This is a genomic window from Candidatus Poriferisodalis sp., from assembly GCF_965208555.1.
Lineage (GTDB): Bacteria > Actinomycetota > Acidimicrobiia > Acidimicrobiales > Poriferisodalaceae > Poriferisodalis.
Genome location: NZ_OZ242342.1, coordinates 760166 through 779194 on the forward strand (window position 1 = coordinate 760166; position 19029 = coordinate 779194).

The following is a 19029-nucleotide window of genomic DNA, read 5'->3' on the forward strand; positions in this document are numbered from 1 at the left end:
CACCCGCCATGCCGACCGACAAGCTCGCCATGGACCACGTGGCCGTGGTCAGCGAACGCGCCTGGGACAACGTGATCCGCTACAGCCGCGACCTGGGCGGTCGTTGGATCGGCGGCCCGGACAACGACCCGGCATCGCAAGCCGGCGATGACTTCTACTTCTGCCAAGTGAGCTTCGACGGCGGGGCCAGGATCGAGATACTCGAGCCGATCGAGCACCCCGGCAGCGACTTCCTGCGCCGCTTCCTGGCACGCAACGGTCCGGGGCCGCACCACTTCACCTTCAAGACGCCGGACTTCGACGACACCGTCGGTGCGCTGCGCGCCGCCGGCTACGAGGTGATCGGCGTCAACGAGTCGAATCCAGATTGGAAAGAGGCATTCCTGCATCCCAAGCAGAGCTGGGGCATCGTGATCCAGGTCGCGTGGGACGGAGGCGGGGGCTGGGACGACGCCCCGCCGCTGCCGCCCACCCGTCACGCGAGCACCACGAGGATCGCAACCGTCGTTCACCTGACGGCTGACGTGCAGGCCACCGCCGCCATGTTCGAAGGACCGCTCGGCATGGAGCGGACCGACGAGTGGAAGGACCCCAACGTCGGCGCCGGCGTGGATCTGCAGTCAGGCCCGTGGAACCTGAAGCTCATCCAGCCGACCGAGGCCAACTTGGCCCACTGGATGGGCAACCGCTCCGGCCGCCTGCAACTGCTGCACTTCCAGATCGACGATCCCGGCCTCGTGCCCGGCGCACAGCGGGTGGGCGTGTGCGGGGGCGGCGAGCCGCAGGACGCGATGTTCATCGTGCCGCCCGAGCACAATCTGGGCGTGCGCCTCCTGCTCACCGAACACGGCTGACGGCGGTTACTCCGCGACGCGCGGCTCCCAGCGATCGACCGGCACCAGGCAGAGCCGGCGGCCCGCGATCGGTGCCGGGTGAATCACGGCATCGGGATGGCGACACCGGTCCCCAGGCGACATCGTGATGATCTGATCCAGCACGCCGTCGGACTGCGCCCGCTCGCAGTCGACCGTGCGCAGCGCGCCGTTGGGTGCCTGCCAGAAGCACTCCCCGACCTCCAGCGCCGCGACCCTGGACGGATCCTGGATGGTGTCGGCGGTCATGTACGCGCTGGCCACGAAGATCACCACGCCGACGACGGCGATCGCCAGCCAGGGCAGCACCCGCACCACCAGCGCCGCGCTGCGATGACGCACCACGAAGCCGCCCGGCCCGCCAGGCTCCACAGTCGGGGCGTCGTCGAACCACGGGTCATCGGCCGCACTCTGACCGGTGCCAGCGCTGCCCGTAGGCGGGCTCGGTCCCGCAGGCGATGACGGCTGAGGCGGTCGCGGCGCTGCAGCTGCGCGTTCCTCGTCGTAGGAGCGGCGCGACTCCGCTCGCCCCAGCACCCGCCACGCCTCGTTGACCGCCCGCATGCGCCGATCCGAGCGCTCCGTCTGCTCCTGGTTGACATCGCCGCGCTGATCGGGATGATTGGCACGGGCCGCCCGGATCCATGCGCGACGTATCTCTGCCGCATCCGCGTCGGGGCGTACACCAAGCGCTGCGTAGTGATCGGGCAACTTGGCCACCGGCGGCCTCCCGCCCGCGACGCTACTGCTGCCCGTCAAGTGCAATGCCGCTGCGCCGCACCGGTGACCGGGACACCCAGCCCGGCCCCGCCAGAACGCCGTTCGCTAACGTCGCGTCCCGTTCACCCCGCAGTTCCCGACCACGAGGCCGCATCGCCATGACAGACAGCCAGATCGATCCTCGCACCCCGGTCCTCGTCGGTGCAGGACAGTTCAAGCAGCGCCCTGAGGTTCCTGTCGAGGCGCTCGAACCGGTCGCGATGATGGCCGAGGCGCTGGCCGCGGCCGCGCACGACGCAGGCGCCCCGGGCTTGACCAGCCGGGCCACGCACACATGGGTCGTGAAGGGCGCCTGGCCGTACTCGGACCCAGCCGCGCTGCTCAACGAACGCTTCGGGGCCTCCGGCAAGACCGGCCTCTCCACCGACGGCGGCAACGTCCCGCAGTCCCTGGTGAACATGGCGTGCAGCCGCATTGCCGCCGGCGAGGCCGATGTCGTGCTGATCGCGGGGGCCGAAGGGATCTGGAGCCGCCGGCGCGCGCGCCGGGCAGACCAACGCATCCCCTACACGTCTCAGACCGACAAGGTGCCCGATGAAGTGCTGGGCGTCGACGTCGTGATGAACAACAAGGTCGAGGTCGAGCGGGGCCTGCGGGACCCCATCAACCTGTACCCGATGTTCGAGTCGGCCTTCAGAGCCTCACGCGGCGAGACCCACGACCAGCATCGCGACCGCGTTGCGGCGATGTGGGAGAAGTTCAACCGGGCCGCCGTCGCCAACCCGTACGCCTGGGTCCGCACGCCGATGACGGCAGAGGAGATCCGCGAACCGAGCCCGTCGAACCGGTTCATCGGCTTTCCCTACACGAAGTGCATGAACTCCAACTGGGACCTCGACCTCGCTGCAGCGCTCATCGTGTGCTCCGCCGAGGCGGCCGCCTCGGCAGGTGTCCCACGTGATCGTTGGCTGTTCCCGCACGCGGGCACCGACGGGCGCGACACCGATTTCGTGTCCAATCGAGGCGACCTGCACAGCTCGCCTGCCATCCGTGTGGCCGGTCGCCGCGTCATGGAGCTAGCCGGTGTCGGCGTCGACGACATCGACTACGTCGACCTGTACTCGTGCTTCCCCTCGGCGGTACAGATTTCGGCCACCGAGCTGGGCCTCGATCTCGACCGCGACCTGACACTGACCGGGGGCCTCACCTTCGCCGGTGGTCCGCTCAACAACTACGTCGGCCATTCGATCGCCACGATGGCGGGCCAGCTCCGGGAAGAACCCGGCAGCGTCGGGCTGTGCTCGGCGAACGGCGGCTATCTCACCAAGCACGCTTTCGGCATCTACTCCACGACCCCGCCAGAGGGCGGGTTCCGCCATCAGAACTGCCAGGACGAGATCGACCAGTTCCCGTCCGTCGATCTCGATGCCGACTACACCGGCGATGCCGCCATCGAGGCATACACCGTCATGCACGGCCGGGAGGCTCCCGAAGTGGCCCTGGCAGCGGTGCGAACGCCGAACGGGCGGCAGTGGGCCCGCAGCACTGACCCCGAACTCATGGTCGAGATGACGCAAACCGAGTTCATCGGCACCGACGTCGTGGTCCGCGACGCCTTCGAGTTCGCGCCGGTGTGACCTGCGGCTGTTCCGGCGGTTGTCCACAGGGACTCTCCGCCACTTGTGGACAGCGATGCCGATTGCGTACTCTCACGAGCGCAGGGTGCTTCGCCCCACGGCGCCTTGCGCCAACCGCACAGGGGCTTGAGCCGTCATGTCCGCCGCCAACGGGGCCCGATCACCCAAGCGCTACCTCAACCGAGAACTGTCTTGGCTGGACTTCAATCATCGTGTCCTGGCGCTTGCACATGATCGGGAACTGCCGCTCCTCGAGCGCATCAAGTTCGTCGCCATCCACGCGTCGAACCTCGACGAGTTCTTCCAGGTGCGGGTGCCCACGGTGCTCGATTCCATCGAGGCCGGGGTGCGCCAAGCCGGCGCTGACGGCCTGACCCCACGGGCGCAGCTCGAGGCGATCCGGGCGGCAGCGGCCCAGCAGCTCCACGACGCTTCATCGCTGTTCGAAGAGGAACTGCGGCCGGCGCTGGCCGCCGAGGGAATCTGCTTCGTGGAGCCTGACGATCTCGATGCCACCGGCCGCGCCTGGGTAGCTGAGCTCTTCAGCGAGCAGGTCTTTCCGGTGCTGACCCCGCTTGCCGTTGATCCGGCTCATCCCTTTCCGTACATCTCGGACCTGTCGCTGAACCTCGCCGTGTTCGTCGAGCATTCCCGCAGCGGGCCGTCGTTCGCACGTGTGAAAGTGCCGCCGATCCTGCCGCGCTTTTTGGCCCTGCCTGACGAGAACCGCTTCATCACACTTGAATCGGTCATTGCCGGACACTTGGGCGATTTGTTCCCGGGCGTGAAACTGCTCAGCCACAGCACGTTCCGGGTCACCCGCGATGCGGATCTCGACATCGACGACACCGAGACCGACGACCTGCTCAAGCACATGGAGCTCGAGCTGCGCCAGCGGCGCTTCGGCGGCGCCGTACGCCTGGAGGCTGCGCCCGACCTGGGCAGCGATGCGCTGGACATGCTGACCCGCGAGCTGAAGCTGACCCACGACGACGTCTACACCTCGAAGGGACTGCTCGGCCTGTCGGACCTGTTCGAGCTGTACGACATCGACCGCGACGATCTCAAGACGCCGCCCCACAACCCGAGGACGCCGCTGCCGCTGCGCGCGACTACCGAAGCCAGTGCGCTGCTGGCCGGCGGCACCGGAGGCCAGCGCACAACCGCGGAGGAATCCGAGACGGGCGTCGACGTCTTCGATGTCCTCAGGCGGCAGGACATCCTGGTGCATCTGCCCTACGAGTCGTTCACGACCAGTCTCGACGCGTTCATCCGCCAGGCCGCCGACGACCCCGATGTGCTCGCCATCAAGCTGACGATGTACCGGACCTCAGAGCGGACTCGCCTCGTCAACTCGCTCATACGGGCTGCGGAGCGCGGCAAGCAGGTGGTCGTCGTGGTCGAGCTGAAAGCACGCTTCGATGAGCACGCCAACATCGAATGGGCGCGGCTGCTTGAGCGCGCCGGCGTGCATGTCGCCTACGGCGTCGTGGGTCTGAAGACCCACTGCAAGCTGGCCATGGTGGTGCGGCGTGAGTCCCGGGGCATCGCGCATTACTGCTTCGTCGGCACCGGCAACTTCAACGCCGACACCGCCCGCATCTACGAGGACTTCGGACTGCTCACCGCGGACAGGGATTTCGCAGCCGACGTGGCTGCACTGTTCAACTCGCTCACCGGCTACAGCCGCAAGACCGACTACCGCAAGCTGGCCGTCGCACCGCACTCTCTCGGCCAATCCCTGGTCAAGCACATCGCAGCCGAAGCCGCCGAACCCGACGGCCACATCTTCATGAAGATGAACGCCATCGTCGACAACGAGGTGATCGACGCGCTCTACGAGGCATCGCAACAGGGCTGCCGCATCGACCTGGTGGTGCGCGGCATCTGCTGCCTGGTGCCGGGCGTCGAGGGCATGAGCGAGAGCATCTCGGTGCGCAGCATCGTGGGCCGCTTCTTGGAGCACAGCCGGGTGTACAGGTTCGGGAACCCGGACCGGGGCTACACGATTTTGCTGGGCTCGGCGGACGCCATGCCGCGGAACCTGCGCTACCGCGTCGAGGCGCTGGCGCCCGTGGAGGCACCTGCGCTCGTGACCGAGCTCAGCGAGCTCACCGACATGTACCTCGACGACGGCATCGCACGCTGGGAGCTCGGCAGCGACGGCGAATGGACCAAGCACTGCGGTGCCGATCTCCACCAGCTGATGCTGGCCCTCCACGCCGACCGCCGCCGCTAGCCGTCACTGGTAGCATGTTCTGCGTGATTCGCGTCTCGACTCACACCGCACCGCATTCCGCTACCGGACTGCTCCTTCTTACCTAGGCGAGGACCGCACAGGTCCTCGCCCAACCTCCTGCGCCTCCGGGCCAGGGGGTTTTTTCGTGACCCGAACCCGACCGATCTGATTCACCAGAACCCGAACGACCGCCCCAACCGCAGGAGATTCCCATGGCAGACGTCAAGCGCATCAGCGCCCAGCAGCCGAGCTCGATGCCGTTCCACCTCTATGGCACCTATGCATATCCCGCGCATCTGCCGGACCGCACCTGGCCCGACAAGATCATCGCCGAGGCACCGCTGTGGTGCTCGGTGGACCTGCGCGACGGCAACCAGGCCCTGATCGACCCGATGGATGTCCCCCGCAAGCGCCAGATGTTCGAGGTGCTCGTCGAGATGGGGTTCAAGGAGATCGAGGTGGGGTTCCCGTCAGCCTCCGCACCCGACTTCGAGTTCTGCCGCATGCTCGTCGAGGAAAACCTGGTGCCCGACGACGTCTGGATCCAGGTGCTCACCCAGAGCCGGCCCGAGCTGATCGAGCGCACCTATGAATCGATCGCCGGAGCCAAGAAGGCAATCGTGCACCTGTACAACCCGACCTCGGAGCTGCAGCGCAGGGTGGTGTACCGGCTGGACACTGAGGGCATCTCCGACATCGCCATCTCGGGCACACGGCTGTGCAAGGAGCTGGCGCAACAGCACGAGGGCGGCGAGATTCGCTTCGAGTACTCGCCTGAGTCGTTCACGGGCACCGAGATCGACTACGCGCTCGAGGTGTGCAATGCGGTCAGCGCCGAGTGGGGCGCCACCGCCGAGGACCCGATCATCTTGAACCTGCCGGCCACCGTCGAGATGGCGACCCCGAACACCTACGGCGACCTCATCGAGTACTTCCACCGAAACGTAGACAACCGCGATGCTGTCGTGCTGTCGCTGCACCCCCACAACGACCGCGGCTGCGGCGTGGCGGCCGCAGAGTTCGGCGTGATGGCAGGAGCAGACCGGGTCGAGGGCACGCTGTTCGGCAACGGCGAGCGCACCGGCAATGTCGACATCATCACGCTGGCGATGAACCTGTTCAGCCAGGGCGTCGACCCCGAGCTGGACATCAGCCACATCGACCACCTGCGCCGCATCGCCGAGTACTGCAACCAGCTCCCGGTGCATCCGCGCCACCCCTACGGCGGCGACCTGGTGTACACGGCATTCAGCGGCAGCCACCAGGACGCCATCAAGAAGGGCTTCGAAGCGCTGGCGGACGACTACGACTTCTGGGAGGTGCCCTACCTGCCGATCGATCCAGCGCATGTGGGACGCACCTATCAGGACGTGATCCGCGTGAACAGCCAGTCGGGCAAGGGTGGCGTGGCCTACGTGATGAAGAACAGCTTCGGCCTCGACCTGCCGCGGCGGCTGCAGATCGAGTTCAGCAGCGTCATCCAGGCGATCACCGACGAGGGCGGCGAGATTTTGCCGGAGGCCATCAAGAAGACCTTCGACGAGACCTACCTGCATGCCGAATCGCCGTACACCTACCTCGGCCACCGCAGCTACTTCGACTCCGAGTCGTCCGACGAGTCCGAGGTGGAAGCGACCATCAAGGGGCCCGACGGAGAGGTGCGGGCGAAGGGGCGCGGCAACGGCCCGCTCTCTGCGTTCAAGACCGCACTGGCCGACGCGCTCGGCATCGAGGTCAGCCTGGTCGACTACCACGAGCACGCCGTGGGGGCAGGCGCAGACGCCACCGCCGCGGCGTACGTGGAGATCGAGACCCCGTCGCGAGACGTGTACTGGGGCGCCGCGCTGCACCCGAACATCGTCACGGCCAGCTTCCGAGCGCTGCTGTCAGCCATCAACCGCTCGCACCCTGAGCCCGATTCCGGGGTGCTCGCGCGCTGAGCCCACTCGCCAGCTTTGCCGGCGGCGCCCTGTTCGGCAGTCGCCTCGGTGATCAACCGGCCGATGTGCTGGCCCTGCACGGCTGGGGCCGCAGCCACGCCGACTTCGACACGGCCCTGGCCGATCTCGTCCAATCACGTGCGGACATCGGTGCTGTCGCCCTCGACCTGCCGGGTTTCGGTGCCAGCCCTGCGCCGCCGGCCGCGGGCGGCGCTGCTGCGTATGCCGATCTGATCGAACCGGTGCTCGACGACTGCGCGGCCCGCGTGGTCGTGGTGGGCCACAGCTTCGGCGGACGGATTGCTGTCGAGCTCGCAGTTCGCCGGCCCGAACGCGTCGCGTCGCTGGTGCTGTGCGGCGTGCCGCTGCTGCGCCGCGCAGACCGCCCGGCAACGAAGCCGGCGCTGCGGTATCGATTCGCCCGCGGGCTGCACCGCCGCGGCCTGCTCGGCGAGGCCGCTATGGAGGGCATGCGGCAGCGATTCGGCAGCGCCGACTACCGGAACGCCTCCGGCGTGATGCGCGACGTGCTCGTTGCCGCCGTGAACGAGACCTACGAAACGCAGCTCGACGCCATCTCCCAGCCAGTGGAGTTGCTGTGGGGCCGCAATGATGATGAAGTGCCACCCGAGGTCGCCGAACGAGCAGCGAGGATGCTGGCAGTCGCACGTCTGACGGTGCTCGATGGTGCCGATCACTTCGTGCCGACCGAGGCACCAGCGGCCCTGTCTGCGGCAATCAATCGTCGGTGTGAGTCGCTCGCATGAACCAGATACTGCTCTGGACGTCGGTGGTCGCCGGCATGATCTCGGCCAGCCGCTGGCTGCGAGTCGCCCAGCGTGAGCACTACGGCGTGGGGCGAACGTCGCGTTTCGCCCGGCGCTGGTGGCTGCTCGACAGGAACAACCGTGTGCTGGCGCTCGCCGCGGCCGTGGGCGTGGTGCTGAGTGGCACGTTCTGGTGGGCACCGGCGATCACCGCGGCCGCCGTCGCCGTCGGACCCCAGGGCCTCGACATTCGCGGGCGGTCCAGCCCGCTGGCATGGACACGCCGGCTCTTCACGGTCGCCACAACGCTGACGTTGCTGTGGGCGGTGCTGGTGGGCATCGGTCTGCTGGTGGGGCTGGCCGAACCGGTGGTGGCGGTGCTGCTGTTCGGCATGCCGCTGTGGGTTGACGTCTCGATGGCAATCCTGACACCGCTGGAAGCCGTGCTGTCTCGCCGCTGGGTGCATCGCGCCCAGCAGCGCCTCGACGACGTCGATCCGGTGCGGGTGGCGGTGACCGGCTCCTACGGCAAGACCACCATCAAGGGCTACCTCCGCCAGTTGGTCGAGGGGTCCCGAGCGGTGGTGGCGACGCCGGCCAGCTTCAACAACACCGCGGGCGTGTGCCGCAGCGTCAACGAGCACTTGGTGCCCGGCACCGAGGTGTTCGTCGCCGAGATGGGCACCTTCGCTGTCGGGGAGATTGCCGCCATGACCCGCTGGGTGCGCCCCTCGGTGTCGATACTGGCCTCCATCGGCCCGGTCCATCTCGAGCGATTCGGCAGCCTCGACCGCATCGTGGCTGCAAAGGCCGAGATCTTCGCAACGAGTCGCACGGCGATTCTCAACGTCGACGCGTACGGACTGAGGGCCGAAGCCGACCGGTTGACTGCTTCTGGATTGCGGGTCATCAGGTGCTCGACGCAAGATCCCGGTGCCGATGTGACCGTGCTGCCAGTCAATGCGTCTGTGGATGCGCCAGCCAGCGCATTCGTGAACGAGGCCGCCGTGACGCGTCGCATCACGCTGTTCGGCCGGGAGATCGCCGTCGGACCGCTCGGCGGCGCTGCGCCGGCGAATGTGGCGTGCGCCGTGGCTGCGGCGTCGGTGCTGGGAGTCTCCGATGCCGACATCGCCAGCCGCCTCGGCGACCTGCCGACGCCCGAACACCGCCGCACCGCCGGGCGCAGCCCCGGGGGCGTCATGGTCATCGACGACACCTACAACTCCAACCCGGCAGGCGCGCGCGCTGCGCTGTCGATGCTGGCGAACACCGAGGCCGGCCGGCGCGTGGTGGCCACGCCGGGCATGGTCGAACTGGGCCGCAGCCAGGCGCACGAGAACCGCCAGCTCGGCGAGCACGCCGCGCAGATTGCCGACGACGTGATCATCGTGGGTCGCACCAATCGCAGAGCCCTGCTGGGCGGCGCCGCCGGCTGGGACGATGCCACGGCACGTCGCGCGACCCGGGGCCGCAACGCGCGCAACCTCATCCACGACCGCACCGGCGACCGTGCCACCGTCCGCCTCATGCCGACACGCGACGACGCAGTGCAGTGGGTGCGGTCGAACCTGAAGGACGGAGACGCCGTCCTCTACGAGAACGATCTCCCCGATCACTACCCCTGATCGCTTCCCCGCCATGAGAACATGGCCCACATGACCCGTGTTGGTGTCTGCTTCGGCGGGCCGTCGCCCGAACACGACATCTCGATCCTGACGGGGCTGCAAGCGGTGCACGCGCTCGCCGACGCCGGACGCGACCCGGTGGCGCTGTACTGGTCGCCCGTCGGCACGTGGCACGAGGTGCCGGCCGATATCGAGGCGTCGGCATTCGCCGACGGTCTGCCGCGCTCGGCATCCGGAGTCGAGCTGGCAGCCCACCCCAGCGGAGGGTTCGTGCGGGCTGACCGGCGTCGCCGGCCAGTGCCGGTTGACGTCGTGGTCAACTGCTGTCACGGCGGCCCCGGCGAGGACGGCGGTTTGCCGGCCCTGCTGGACCTCACGGGACTGGCCTACACCGGTCCCGGGCAGCGCAGTGCCGCCATCTGCATGGACAAGCTGGCCTTCAGCGGTGCCACCGAGGCCGCTGGCCTGCCCACGCTGCCCCTCTGGCTGCTTACCGACGAGTTGCCCAGTGACGATGCAGCCGCGGAGCTGGCTGACGGGCCGCTCATTGTGAAGCCGCGCTTCGGGGGATCGTCGATCGGCATCGAGATCGTCGCCGACCTCGCCACAGCCCGGGCGCTGGCACGGTCGTCGCCGCTGCTGCGGGACGGCGCCGTCGTGCAGCGTTACCTGCACGACATCATCGATCTGAACATCTCGGTGCGGACCTGGCCCGCGCTGCGGCTGAGCGCCGTGGAGCGGCCGCTGCGCAGCGACAGCACGATCTACACCTACGCCGAGAAGTACCTCACCGGCGGAGGCGGAATGGCGACGGCGCCACGCGAGCTGCCGGCCGCGCTTCCAGAACCGATCGAGACAGCGCTGCGTGCCGCGGCGGCTGACGTGAGCCATCTCGTCATGGCTCGATCGGTCATGCGCATCGATTTCCTGTGGGACGGCGACGATGACCCGGCCGGCCTATGGGTGAACGAGATCAACCCGATCCCCGGCTCGCTGAGCTGGTACTTCTGGTCTCACGAGGGCGACAGCCTCATCGCGCTGCTCGACGATCTCATCGCCGAAGCCCTGGACGGACCCACGCGCCTCTTCATGACGCAAGGTGCCGACGGCACAGCCCTGCGCTCCGTGGGGTCCATTGCCGCGAAGCTGGCGTGACGCTGCGCCGATGATCTGCCGCACCGCCAGCGCAGCGGCCAGAAAGCACAGTCGCGAAGCTGGCGTGACACTGCGCCGGGTGCTCGCCGCGTGTGCTGCAGCGGTGGTGCTGTCGGCGGCGTGCAGCGGTACCGGACCGGCATCGAGCGGCAGCGAGTCGAGCGGCGGCGGTGACCTCACCGCATGCGAGCGTGAGCGCCTGGCCGCCGCCCTCGGCCTGTACGACGCGGCGGAGCTGTCGCTGCCGCTCGACCCTGCAGATGAGCCGCTCGCAGACATCGCGCGGGACATCTGCGCGCTCGACAGCAGCGCACCCGGGTCCGCAGCGCCTCCTGACACCGGGGTTCGCTCCCCGGCACAGCAGCGAGATGCTGCCCTGCCCGCAGCGCTCGTCCGTGCTCCTGCGGTGTTCGAGCCCGGCGACGCCCCGCCCGGAGACGATCCCGCGCTCGACGAGTTGTGGGTCGTGTGCGGGCAGGGTTCGGCCAGCGCCTGCAACGCGTTGCTGTTCGAGTCGCCCGCTGGCAGCGACTACGAGGCCTTCGCATTCAGCTGCGGCGGGCGCGAGAACCTGCACTGCAGCGTGCTGCTCGGCGATCCGGGCGCCGACGCCGGACTGCTCGGCATCGAGTTCGATCCTGAATCGACGGCGCCGGGCAACATTGCCGAACTGGACGGCTGGTGGTCGGCGTGCGCCGAGGGCAGCAGCCGTGCGTGCGCGCAGCTGGTGCTGTCTGCACCGGGCGGATCGGCATATGCCAGCTTCGGCTGGACCTGCGGCGGCCGCACCACCCGCGACTGCGCTCTGCTGGTGGGCGACGACGGTGCGCCGCCCGCGCTCGCAGGACGGTCCCCCGAGGATCCACCGCCCGGCAACGACGAGTACCTCGACCAGCTCTGGCGGCTGTGCGGCGCCGCCGACGCGCCGGCCTGCCGCGACCTGGCCACGTTCGGGCCCCCCGGGAGCGACTACGAGCGGTACGCACTGTCGTGCGGTTGGCGCGCCGTCAGGGCCTGCGCCCGACTGTTCGCCGAGATTGCCGCTGAACCATCCGCATGAACGAATCGAGCAGTCGTGCGCGTATCTGGCTCCCGATGGGGCTAAACAACACGTCGTGATCGCCGACGCGTTGGCCGCAAAGCGCATCGCCATCACCGGTGCAACCGGCTTCTTGGGCACGGCGCTCGTCGAACGGCTGCTGCGCTCGGTGCCCGACTGCGATCTGGTGCTGCTCGTGCGGCCGGGACGCCGCACCGACGTCAACCGGCGCGTGCAGCGCGAGATTCTGCGCAACGACGCCTTCGAGCGCCTGCGCACCGCATGGGGCAGCGATTTCGACGACATCTGCAGCCGGCGCATCACAGTGGTGTCCGGCGATGTGAGCGTCGACGGGCTCGGGCTGTCCCCAGAGGACCTCGAGCTGTTCTGCAGCTGCGACGTCATCATCCATTCCGCCGCCACCGTCAGCTTCGACAGCCCGCTCGACGCATCGATCGAGACGAACCTGCTGGGCCCGAACCGCCTGCTCGAGGCGTGCCAGTCCCAGGGCACCACGCCCCACTTCATTGCGGTGTCGACGTGCTATGTCGCCGGGAACCGGCGCGGCTCGGCGGCCGAGGTCTTCCTGGCCGACACACCGTTCTCGATGGACGTCGACTGGCGGGCCGAGGTGTCCGCCGCACGGCGCACCCGCGCCGATCTCGACGCAGCCAGCCGCTCCCCCGAGCGCCTGCGCCGCTTCCATCGCGACGCGCGCGAGGAGCTCGGCCCCGCCGGCCTGCCGATGCTGGCCGCCAAGACCGAGCAGCTGAGGCGGGAATGGGTGGACGACGAGATGGTCCTCGCCGGCCGCAGCCGTGCGACCTCGCTGGGTTGGCCCGACGTCTACACGTATTCCAAGGCACTGGGTGAGCAGGCGTTGATGGAGCTGCAAGGCGACGTGCCCATCTCGATCGTTCGCCCGTCCATCATCGAATCAGCCTTCGCAGAGCCCTCGCCGGGCTGGATCCGTGGCTTCCGCATGGCGGAGCCGCTGTTCGTGTCGTTCGCGAAGGGCGAGCTGGACACGTTCCCGGGCTATCCCGAGGGCATCATCGACGTCATCCCGGTCGACATGGTCGCTGCGGCGATCATCGCCGTGGCCGCGCGGGGGCCAGTTCCCGAGCCGGAGATCTTCCAGGTGGCCTCGGGCGCCGTCAACCCGCTGCGCTTCAAGGTGCTGACCGAAACCACCATGCAGTGGTTCCAGGACCATCCTGTCTATGACTCCAAGGGTCATCCCACGGCCAGCACCCAGTGGCGATACGCGGGAGCGAGCGGCCTCGAAGAGCAGCTCGACCGGGCCATGACGGTCTTCAACACCGCGGAGAAGATCGTCAACCACCTCCCGATGCGCGGCCGCAACGATTTCACCATCCGGTTGGCTCAGAGGCGGGCCGGGCTCGAACAGATCCGTGACTACGTCCTGCTGTACGGCGCCTACGGCAAGTGCGAGGCGCTGTATGAGATCGACCGCACCACCGAGCTGTGGGAGTCGCTGTCCCCAGCCGACCGCGACAGGTTCGGCTTCGACCCCCGGGTCATCGACTGGGCCGCCTACATCGCCGACGTGCACCTGCCCACGGTCATTGCCCAGGCACGCGTCAAGACCACCCCCCAACCCCGCACCGGGCCGAGCCGCAACGAACGCCTGCGAACCGCAGTGCTGGACCCTGCCCGCCACTTCGCCGCATTCGACCTCGAGAACACCCTGATCGCCAGCAACGTGGTCGAGACCTACGCGTGGCTTGCCACCCGGCGGCTCGACACCCCCCAGCGAGTGCGCTTCGCCCTGCGCACCCTCGCGGAGACACCGGGCCTGTGGCGACGCGATCGCCGCGACCGCACCGATTTCCTGCGCTACTTCTACCGGCGCTACCGGGGTGCATCCGTGGGCCAGCTCGACGCCGATGCGGCAGAGATGCTCAGCCACCTGTTCCTGACCAAGGCGTTCCCGGCGGGCCTGCGACGGGTGCGTGAGCACCGGGCCGCCGGACATCGCACGGTGCTCATCACCGGTGCCCTCGAATTGGCGGTCCAGCCGCTGGCCCCGCTGTTCGATCACATCATCGCAGCGCGCATCGACAGCCGCGACGGGCGCTATACCGGCGAGATGATCGATGTGCCGCCCACCGGCGAGGTGCGCGCCCAGATGATGGTCGACTGGGCGGCCGAAGAGGGGCTCGACCTGGCGCAGGGCGTGGCCTACGCCGACGCGGCCTCGGACATGCCCATGCTGGAGGCCGTGGGCTATCCGGTAGCCGTCAATCCCGAGACCCGGCTGGTGACCATTGCCGACAAACGGGGATGGCTGTGCGAGAACTGGGAACGCTCCCCCGGCGGCCCCCGGCCTTTGCTGCCCATCGCGCCGCCGTTCCGGGTACGCGCCAACACGGACCGCCTGGACCGCACGCACCGCTCACGCCGAGCTCGCGCCACTACCGCAGACCGGTTGGGTGCGGACCACTACGAAGGGTCCCGACGGTGACGGCGCGCAAGGGTCTCGTCCTGGAAGTGGACCGCACCACGCCGCCGATCCTGTTCCACCACGGCGAAGGGCTCCGTCTGGAGAAGCTGCCGGTCGGCAGCCGGGTCGTGTACCCCAACGAGCCGCTGGACCCCGTGCGCGATCCCGAACGCGCCATCGCCGAAGCGCTGGCGAATCCGCTGGGCGACCGCGCGCCGCTCGCCGCCTACATGCAGCCGGGCATGAAGCTGACCATCGCCTTCGACGACCTCTCGCTGCCGCTGCCCCCGATGGCCGCCCCCGACATCCGCGGCCGGATCATCGAACAGGTCCTGGACATGGCAGCCGCTGCGGGCGTCGACGACGTCGAGCTGATTGCGGCGCTCGCCCTGCACCGCCGCATGACCGAGGCGGAGCTACGCCATGCCGTCGGCGACCGCGTGTACGACGCCTTCGCCCCCGGGGGCAAGCTCTACAACTTCGATGCCGAGGACCCCGACGCGCTCACCCACCTGGGCACCACCGAGGCCGGCGAGGAGGTGGTGATCTCCAAGCGGGCAGCCGAATCGGACCTGCTGGTGTACGTCAACATCAACCTGGTGTCGATGGACGGCGGCCACAAGAGCGTGGCCACAGGACTGTCGCCCTACACGGCGCTGCGCCACCACCACAACGTGGACACGATGCTGCACTCGACATCGTTCATGGACCCCGAGAACTCCGAGCTGCACACCCGCAACTGGCGCCAGGGGCGCCTGCTGGCCGAAGCCGGCGTGAAGGTGTTCCAGATCGAGACGACGCTCAACAACAACGAGTTCCCGTCGCCGTACGACTTCCTGAAGCGCCGCGAGTGGGAGATGACGCCGCGAGACCGCATGATGCTGATGGGCACCAAGACGGCGCTGGACCTGATGTCCCGCCGCCAGGCCCGGCGCATCTTCCAAGGCATCCGGGCGCCATACGGTCTCACGTCGGTGCAGGCCGGCGAGGTCGAGGCAGTACACCGCCAGACGCTGGAGAACGTCTACCGCCAGCACCTGGTGCGGGTGGAGGGCCAGACCGACGTGATGACGATGGGGCTGCCCTACATCTGCCCCTACAACGTCAACTCGATCATGAACCCGATCCTGGTGGCGTGCCTGGGACTCGGCTACTTCTTCAACCTGTACCGGGGCAAGCCGCTCGTCCGCCACGGCGGCGTGGTGATCATGACGCACCCCACGCCGTGGGAGTTTCACCCGGTGCACCATCCCAGCTACATCGATTTCTTCGAAGAGGTGCTGGCCGACACCACCGATCCGGCGATCATCGAGCATCGGTACGAGAAGCGGTATGCCGAAGACGAGTGGTACCGGCACCTGTACCGGACGTCGTACGCCTACCACGGCGTGCATCCGTTCTACATGTGGTACTGGTGCGCGCATGCGCTCGAGCACCTCGGCGGGGTGATCATCGTCGGCGGCGACAAGGCCGCCGTCCAGCGCATGGGCTTCCGATCTGCTTCGACGCTGAATGATGCGCTCGAGATGGCCACCGACGTGGTCGGACGCGACCCGTCGATCACGCACTTCCACAATCCACCCATGCTGATGGCCGATGTCGTCTGAGAAGCCGGGAGTTTCCCACCTTGGGGCCAAGCGAGCCCAGCGCACCAAAGCGTCGGTGACGCGCATCATGCGCGGGGCCGAGTTCCCGCTGCGGGCGGCCGCGACCCCTCGAGGTCAGACGCCGCTGCCGGTCAACGTGGGGGCGAACTACGACACCGACTGGGCTCGGCGCTTCCCGGCTCGGGTCGCCAGACGGGTGGCGCGTGACACCATCGTGCGCGGGCTGGTGCGCTACTACGCCCAGCCGACGATCAAGGGAGTGGACCGGCTCAGCGAGCTCGACGGGCCGGCAGTGTTCGCTGCCAATCACCAGAGCCATGTCGATACGGCGGTCATCGCCACCTCTGTGCCCGAGCCGTGGTGCAACCGGCTGGTGGTCGGGGCTGCGGCCGACTACTTCTTCGGCAACCGGGCGTCGTCGGCGATCTCTGCGCTGTTCGTCGGTGCCATTCCCATCGAACGGACCGCGCTCAACCGCCGCACGATCGACAAAGCGGTCACGCTGCTGCGCAACGGCTGGAGCCTGGTGATCTATCCCGAAGGAGGCCGTTCCCGTGACGGCTGGGGTCAGCAGTTCCGTCCCGGCGCGGCGTTCCTGGCCAAGCAGGCCGGGGTGCCGGTGGTGCCCGTGCACATCCGGGGCACCTTCGACATCCTGCGCAAGGGCCGTGCGTGGCCCAGGCGTGCCCGATCGGTGATCAATTTCGGCCGCCCGCTGAGCTTCGGGGAGGGCGAGAACAACCGCCGCTTCACGCGGCGACTGCAGGCCGCAGTGGAGGGGCTCGCCGACGAGACCGCCACGGGCAACTGGTTCGCAGCCCGCCGGCGCCTGCACAGCGCAGACAGCCCCGGCCTCGAGGGGCCCACGGCATCGGCGTGGCGCCGCCGCTGGGCGCTCACTGAGCCGACACCGCCCGACGGCGCCTCGGCCGAGACAACCTCAAAGCGTCGCTGGCCCTACGTCTAGACCTGCCTGGGCCGCGCTGCCGCTGCGGTTCGCGGAGCGGCTCGTATCGTTCGATGCATGCGATCGATGGCATCTGCCCACGGCGCGATGGGGCACGACCCGGCCGGCGTCGAGGGACGCCACATAGCGCCGGGCACGGTCCGCCGGGCAGCGGCCTTGGCGCGGCCGTACCGGGCGATGCTGTCGGGATTCCTCACGGCGCAACTGCTCGGCGCGCTGGCGTTCCTGGTGCCGCCGATCCTGTTCGGGCGCATCATCGACGAGGCCATCCCGGCGGGTGACCGATCCCAGCTGAACGTGCTGGCTGCGATCATCGTGGCGGCGGCGTTCTGCGAGGCAGGGCTGTCGTTCATCGAGCGCTGGTGGTCGGCGCGTATCGGCGAGGGCTTGATCTTCGACCTGCGAGTCAGCCTGTACGACCACGTGCAGCGCATGCCGGTCGCGTTCTTCACCCACGTCCAGACCGGGTCGCTGATCAGCCGCATGAACAACGACGTCATCGGCGCCCAGCGGGCCTTCACGGGCACGCTCAGCTCGGTGGTGTCCAACACGATCGTGCTCGCCACCACGCTCGTGGCCATGCTGGCGCTGGAGTGGCGCCTGACGCTGCTCGCACTGGCGCTGCTGCCGGTGTTCATTGCGCCGACCAAGCGGGTGGGCCGACGTCTCCAGGCGCTGACCCGCCAGGGCATGGAGCACAACGCCACGATGAACACGGTGATGACCGAGCGCCTCAACGTGGCGGGGGCGCTGCTGGTCAAGCTGTTCGGGCGCCATGACGTCGAGCGGGCCGGGTTCAGCCGCACGGCCCGGACGGTGCGCGACATCGGCGTGCGCAGCGCGCTGTACGGGCGGGCGTTCTTTATCGGTCTCAGCCTCGTGGGGGCGGTGGGCGCCGCGATGCTGTACTGGGTCGGCGCGCACCTGGTGATCTCCGGCGCGCTCACCGTCGGGACGCTGGTGGCCATGGGGCTGATGGTGGTGCGCATCTACATGCCGCTGACCAGCCTGACGAACGCCCGGGTTGACGTGATGACGGCGCTGGTCTCGTTCGAGCGCGTGTTCGCGGTGCTCGATCTGCCGAACCCGATCGCCGACCGTCCCGATGCCACGGCGCTCGACGCTGTGGACGGGCGGATCGAGCTGCAGGACGTGACCTTCAGCTACCCCCCAGCCGACGACGGGATGCTGCTCGAGCTGGGCGGCGCGACAGCGACGCCCGGACAGCACAGTGGCGCGACAGCGACGCCCGGACAGCACAGCGACGCAGCGCCGGGGCCGGTGCTGGACAGGGTGTCCGCAGTCATCGAGCCCGGCCAGACGGTTGCGCTCGTCGGGCCGTCGGGCGCCGGCAAGACGACGCTCGCTGCGCTCGTTGCCCGGCTCTACGACGTCGACGCGGGTTCGGTGTCCGTCGACGGTCACGACGTGCGCGACGTCACGCAGGAATCGTTGCGATCCCATATCGGGGTCGTGTCCCAGGACCCGCACCTGTTCCACGACTCCATCGCGGCGAACCTGCGTTATGCCCGCCCGGGTGCCACCGACGAGGAGCTCTCCGAGGTCTGCCGGGCGGCGCACATCGACGAGCTGATCGAGAGCCTGCCCGACGGCTGGGACACCGTGGTAGGCGAGCGCGGCTACCGGCTTTCAGGCGGCGAGAAGCAGCGCCTCGCCATTGCACGGGTGCTGTTGAAGCGTCCGGCGATCGTGGTGCTCGACGAGGCCACCAGTCACCTGGACAGCGAGAACGAGGCGCTGGTGCAGAGCGCACTCGCAACCGCGCTCGCCGGCCGCACAGCGGTGGTCATCGCGCACCGGCTGTCGACGATCACCGACGCCGATCAGATCCTGGTGCTCGATCGCGGCCGTCTCGTCGAGCAGGGACGCCATCACGATCTGCTCGCTGCGCGTGGCCTCTACGCCGACCTGTATCGCACGCTCGTGGGCACGGGCGAGCCCGCTGGTGTTGTCTGACGTCCCGTCCCCGC

At 68.6% G+C, this 19029-nt stretch carries 13 protein-coding genes; 12 read left to right on the forward strand and 1 reads right to left on the reverse strand.

Annotation, left to right across the window (positions count from 1 at the left end):
* Positions 1–8: 8 nt before the first annotated feature.
* Complete coding sequence (locus tag ACOGXE_RS03545; RefSeq protein ID WP_419865347.1) at positions 9–854, forward strand: VOC family protein; 846 nt, start codon at positions 9–11, stop codon at positions 852–854.
* Positions 855–860: 6 nt separating this feature from the next.
* Here the strand turns inward: ACOGXE_RS03545 and ACOGXE_RS03550 are convergent, their stop codons facing one another.
* A complete protein-coding gene (locus ACOGXE_RS03550) occupies positions 861–1592 on the reverse strand; it encodes a J domain-containing protein (RefSeq protein ID WP_419932571.1) in 732 nt (243 codons plus the stop codon).
* Positions 1593–1750: 158 nt separating this feature from the next.
* Between ACOGXE_RS03550 and ACOGXE_RS03555 the strand changes: the two genes are divergently transcribed.
* The 11 genes from ACOGXE_RS03555 (at position 1751) to ACOGXE_RS03605 (ending at position 19015) form a co-directional block, all read left to right on the forward strand.
* Positions 1751–3229, forward strand: a complete 1479-nt coding sequence (locus ACOGXE_RS03555) for an acetyl-CoA acetyltransferase (protein WP_419932572.1) — start codon at positions 1751–1753, stop codon at positions 3227–3229.
* Between the two features lie 136 nt (positions 3230–3365).
* A complete protein-coding gene (gene ppk1 / locus ACOGXE_RS03560; protein ID WP_419932573.1) occupies positions 3366–5468 on the forward strand; it encodes a polyphosphate kinase 1 in 2103 nt (700 codons plus the stop codon).
* Between the two features lie 212 nt (positions 5469–5680).
* Positions 5681–7408, forward strand: coding sequence for a 2-isopropylmalate synthase (gene leuA, locus ACOGXE_RS03565; RefSeq protein ID WP_419932574.1), 1728 nt, complete (start codon positions 5681–5683; stop codon positions 7406–7408).
* Between the two features lie 65 nt (positions 7409–7473).
* On the forward strand, positions 7474–8175 hold the full coding sequence (locus tag ACOGXE_RS03570) for an alpha/beta fold hydrolase (RefSeq protein ID WP_419932575.1): 702 nt from the start codon (positions 7474–7476) through the stop codon (positions 8173–8175).
* Positions 8172–9803, forward strand: coding sequence for a Mur ligase family protein (locus tag ACOGXE_RS03575; RefSeq protein ID WP_419932576.1), 1632 nt, complete (start codon positions 8172–8174; stop codon positions 9801–9803). The genes ACOGXE_RS03570 and ACOGXE_RS03575 overlap by 4 nt, the downstream gene beginning before the upstream one ends.
* A gap of 30 nt (positions 9804–9833) precedes the next feature.
* Positions 9834–10958 carry a D-alanine--D-alanine ligase family protein gene (locus tag ACOGXE_RS03580; protein ID WP_419932577.1) on the forward strand — a complete coding sequence of 375 codons (1125 nt, stop codon included), beginning with the start codon at positions 9834–9836 and terminating at the stop codon, positions 10956–10958.
* A gap of 64 nt (positions 10959–11022) precedes the next feature.
* A complete protein-coding gene (locus ACOGXE_RS03585) occupies positions 11023–12018 on the forward strand; it encodes a hypothetical protein (protein ID WP_419932578.1) in 996 nt (331 codons plus the stop codon).
* A 55-nt stretch (positions 12019–12073) separates the two neighbouring features.
* On the forward strand, positions 12074–14485 hold the full coding sequence (locus ACOGXE_RS03590; RefSeq protein WP_419932579.1) for an HAD-IB family hydrolase: 2412 nt from the start codon (positions 12074–12076) through the stop codon (positions 14483–14485).
* Positions 14482–16071, forward strand: coding sequence for a lactate racemase domain-containing protein (locus ACOGXE_RS03595; protein WP_419932580.1), 1590 nt, complete (start codon positions 14482–14484; stop codon positions 16069–16071). Before ACOGXE_RS03590 ends, ACOGXE_RS03595 begins: the two co-directional genes overlap by 4 nt.
* Positions 16061–17038 (forward strand): lysophospholipid acyltransferase family protein, encoded by a 978-nt coding sequence (locus ACOGXE_RS03600; protein WP_419932581.1) that lies wholly within the window; start codon positions 16061–16063, stop codon positions 17036–17038. Before ACOGXE_RS03595 ends, ACOGXE_RS03600 begins: the two co-directional genes overlap by 11 nt.
* Before the next feature lie 57 nt (positions 17039–17095).
* On the forward strand, positions 17096–19015 hold the full coding sequence (locus ACOGXE_RS03605) for an ABC transporter ATP-binding protein (protein WP_419932582.1): 1920 nt from the start codon (positions 17096–17098) through the stop codon (positions 19013–19015).
* Positions 19016–19029: the final 14 nt, after the last annotated feature.